The sequence below is a fragment of the Paraburkholderia sp. genome (assembly GCF_036488505.1).
In the GTDB taxonomy this organism is placed as follows: Bacteria; Pseudomonadota; Gammaproteobacteria; order Burkholderiales; family Burkholderiaceae; genus Paraburkholderia.
On sequence record NZ_DASXHN010000264.1, the window covers coordinates 1 to 3,565 of the forward strand.

Below are 3,565 nucleotides of genomic sequence, written 5' to 3' on the forward strand. Positions count from 1 at the left end.
ACGAACCGGCCGCCTTGGGTTGCAATTCGTCGAGCAGGTCGCACAGCGTACGCACGACATCCAGATTCTTCTTCTCGTTCCAGCCGCCGACGTTATATGTCTCGCCGGGCACGCCGCGCTTCAGAACCTCCCGGATTGCACTGCAATGGTCCCCAACGTACAGCCAGTCGCGCACATTCTGGCCGTCGCCGTACACCGGCAGCGGTTTGCCGGCCAGCGCGTTGGTGATCATCAACGGAATCAGCTTCTCGGGGAACTGATACGGGCCGTAGTTGTTCGAGCAGTTCGTGGTGAGCGTCGGCAAGCCGTATGTATGGTGATAGGCGCGAACCAGATGGTCCGAGCCGGCCTTGGTCGCGGAATACGGACTGTTCGGCGCGTACGGCGTGGTTTCCGAGAACTGGGGATCCACGGCCGACAGCGAACCATAAACCTCGTCAGTCGAGACGTGCAGAAAGCGGAAAGCGGCCTTCTCTGCGTCACTCAACGTGTTCCAGTACGCGCGGCTTGCTTCGAGCAGCACGAAGGTGCCGACCACATTGGTCTGCACGAAATCAGCGGGGCCATGAATAGAGCGGTCGACGTGGCTTTCAGCCGCGAAATGCAACACCGCGCGCGGCTTGTGCTGCGCGAACAGCGCATCAAGCGTCTCGCGGTCGCAGATATCAGCCCGCACGAAGACATGCTTCGGACTGTCCTGCAACGACTTGAGCGTGCGCAGATTGCCTGCGTAGGTCAGCTTGTCGAGATTGAGGACCGCTTCGTCCGAGGCGTTCAGCCAGTCGAGCACGAAATTGGCGCCAATAAAGCCGGCACCGCCCGTTACCAGAATCATGGAATTCCCTTCAAGAAGTTCATGGCCGGCGCGACCCGGGCGTGTCGATCCGGTGGTACCGCCTACGGATCGACAAGGCGCTTGCGACCACCCGGCGCCTGCGCCCTACGGGAAAAGCGCGCGTGCAACTGCTATTTCATTGTGTGCCGATTATAAAACGGCACCCGCCAGAATCGAGCGGCCTAACAACCTGAAACAGTTCGACAAAGTTCGTTTCCGAACGCCAAAAAATAGAAAAATTGCGCTGCCGGACCGTGCGGTGGCCGTCAGCGCCCGGCTCCGCGCCAGGCTGGTCTAAGGAGGATCAACAGGTCAGGAATACCGGGCCGCGCCCGTCACCGGCACGAAACGAGCAAAACATGCTGAGTCGGATCATGCCGCTCGTTCAAGCCGCCAGCATCCATTCCAGCGTCTCGCGGAAGTCAATCGCTTCGACCTCCGGCGCGAGCCGCCGCAACTTGGCCGGCGACCCTGCCAGGACCTTCACATCGGTTTGCCGCACGAACGCCGGGTTGATGCGAATCTCGAGCTCATGACCGGTCAGCTCGCTCGCCATCGCGAGGATCTCGCGCAGCGTATAGGGCCGACCGGTACAGACATTTACCGTCTCGCCTACCGCATCGGAATCCAGCAGGGCCTCATACGCCCGCACCACATAGCGCACGTCCGAAAAGTCGCGGGCTACGTCGATGTTGCCCAACGAAATCTCCGCTTCACGGCGCGCAAAATGCGCGACGATTTTCGGCACAAGGAAGTTCGAGGTCTGGCCGCGACCGGTGTAGTTGAACGGCCGCGCGATCAGGATAGGCAACCGGTCGAACCACGTGCGCACCATCGATTCCATCGCCGCCTTGCTGGCCGCGTAATGATTCACGGGTGCAAGCGGAAAGGTCTCGTCGATGGCATCGCTCGTCACGTTGCCGTACACATTGGCGCTGCTCGCGATGAGCACCTTGCGCGGCGTATGACCGACATCCGCGCAAGCCTGCAGCAGGTTCAACGTGCCGAGCACATTGACGCGGTAGAAATCGAGCGCGTCGTCATGGCCGACAAAGCTGATAGCCGCCAGATGCACGATATAGTCCGGCCGCACCTCGTCGATCACGCGCCGGCATTGCTCTAGCGACGTGATGTCGAGCCTGCGCCGCGACGGAGTTTCAGCGGCGTCCTGCCCGGCCACGGTTTCCGTGACCGCGTGGCCACTGGCGAGAAGATTGCTGATCAGCCAGGCGCCGGTGAAGCCGCTTGCTCCGGTTACGAGGGTACGTGTCAGGCGCCCAGCATGCTTCGCTGGTTTCGTCGTTTCTCCGTTGACCCACATCGACTCACTCCTTGAAATGCCGCGCACATCGTGCACGTGGACTGCAGGTTTGACCCGTCCGAATCTGACGGTTCAACCTCGAAAGCGACGCGAACATGTCGCGATACCGTCGCATCAAACGGGCTATTATGGCAGGCTAACATATTGCCTTGACAGCCAGTAACGTGCCTGATTCCGCCCAGATGACCGTTCCCATCCAGCCGCATTCCATCCCGCTTGCTTTCGGTGACCTGCAAGGCTGCCGCACGCAGTTCCAGCAACTGCTCGCGAAGGCCGCGCCCGCGCCCGACACGCCGTTGTGGTTCGCCGGCGATCTGATCAATCGTGGCGGCGAATCGCTCGCCACGTTGCGCGACATCATTGCGCTTGGCGATCGCGCGAAGCCGGTGCTGGGTAATCACGATCTGCATCTGCTGTCGGTTTCGGCAGGCATTCGCAAGTCGAAGAAAGGCGACACCATTGACGACATTCTCGCCGCGCCGGATGCCGAAGACCTGTTGCACTGGGTCCGGCATCGTCCGCTGGTGCATTTCGAAAACGACATGCTGCTGGTGCATGCGGGCGTATTGCCGCAGTGGGATGTCACGTTGACGCTCGAACTTGCGGACGAACTGGAGCGCGCGCTACGCGCCCCGAACTGGAAAGAAACGCTGGCGGGTCTGTACGGAAACGAACCGAATCGCTGGAAGCCGGGCTTAAAAGGTATCGACCGTCTACGCCTGACCTGCACGGTGCTCACGCGTATGCGTTTTTGCAGTCTCGACGGTGTGATGGATTTCAGTTCGAGCGGCGGCATCAATTCGGCGCCGCCGGGCTTTGTGCCGTGGTTCGACGTGCCGTCGCGCGAGACCGCGGACGTCACTATCGTGTTCGGTCACTGGGCCGCGCTGGGTCTGATGCTGCGCGACAACCTGATCGGGCTCGATTCAGGTTGCGTGTGGGGCGAGCAACTGTCGGCGGTGCGCCTCGCCGCCAATCCGGCCGAACGCACGCTGACTCAAGTGGACTGCTCGGGCTGCCGCGCGGTCATGGACTAGGCCGAACGGCCCGGCTGATCGGCACGGTTGATCATTGGCGCTTCTGCGGGAAGCGTCGTTTCGCTTGAGGTTGTCGACCCCGAGCGTCCCGTCACGCCAGCCCGCCCATCTTGTTGCAAGCGGAGCAGCGCCGCGCCGATGGCTTGTTCCGCCTGCGCCGCCAGCGTGCGTCGATCCGCGCCCGGCGCAAGCGCTTCGCCCACATAGACATGCGCGGTCATCGGAGCGCCCCGCAGCAACGCGTCGAGCGACTCGGCGAGCGTGAGATCGTCGATATACGCGGGTGCCGTCGATTGCCGTCCCTGTGCATCTTCGTACATCAGACAGACGGGCTGAACCGGACTCGCCGCCGACACCGCCGCCTGGAACATA

At 62.0% G+C, this 3,565-nt stretch carries 3 protein-coding genes and 1 pseudogene; 1 reads left to right on the forward strand and 3 read right to left on the reverse strand.

Features of this window, described 5'->3' with window-relative positions; all coding sequences use genetic code 11:
- Together rfbB and VGH68_RS15775 are read right to left on the reverse strand one after the other, a co-directional pair.
- Nucleotides 1-835: dTDP-glucose 4,6-dehydratase (gene rfbB / locus VGH68_RS15770; RefSeq protein ID WP_331604579.1), on the reverse strand; the 835-nt coding region annotated here is incomplete at its 3' end.
- Between the two features lie 385 nt (nt 836-1,220).
- The gene (locus VGH68_RS15775) at nt 1,221-2,156 is read right to left on the reverse strand and encodes a GDP-mannose 4,6-dehydratase (RefSeq protein ID WP_331604580.1); all 936 of its coding nucleotides are present in this window, start codon (nt 2,154-2,156) and stop codon (nt 1,221-1,223) included.
- Nucleotides 2,157-2,338: 182 nt separating this feature from the next.
- On the opposite strand from VGH68_RS15775, the gene VGH68_RS15780 reads away from it, so the two are divergent.
- Nucleotides 2,339-3,193: a symmetrical bis(5'-nucleosyl)-tetraphosphatase gene (locus tag VGH68_RS15780; protein ID WP_331604581.1), complete on the forward strand. Its 855-nt coding sequence runs from the start codon at nt 2,339-2,341 to the stop codon at nt 3,191-3,193.
- Here VGH68_RS15780 and VGH68_RS15785 read toward each other — a convergent pair.
- Nucleotides 3,190-3,565, reverse strand: a pseudogene (locus VGH68_RS15785) (1-acyl-sn-glycerol-3-phosphate acyltransferase); the annotation flags it as partial. The gene VGH68_RS15780 and the pseudogene VGH68_RS15785 sit on opposite strands and share 4 nt — an antisense overlap.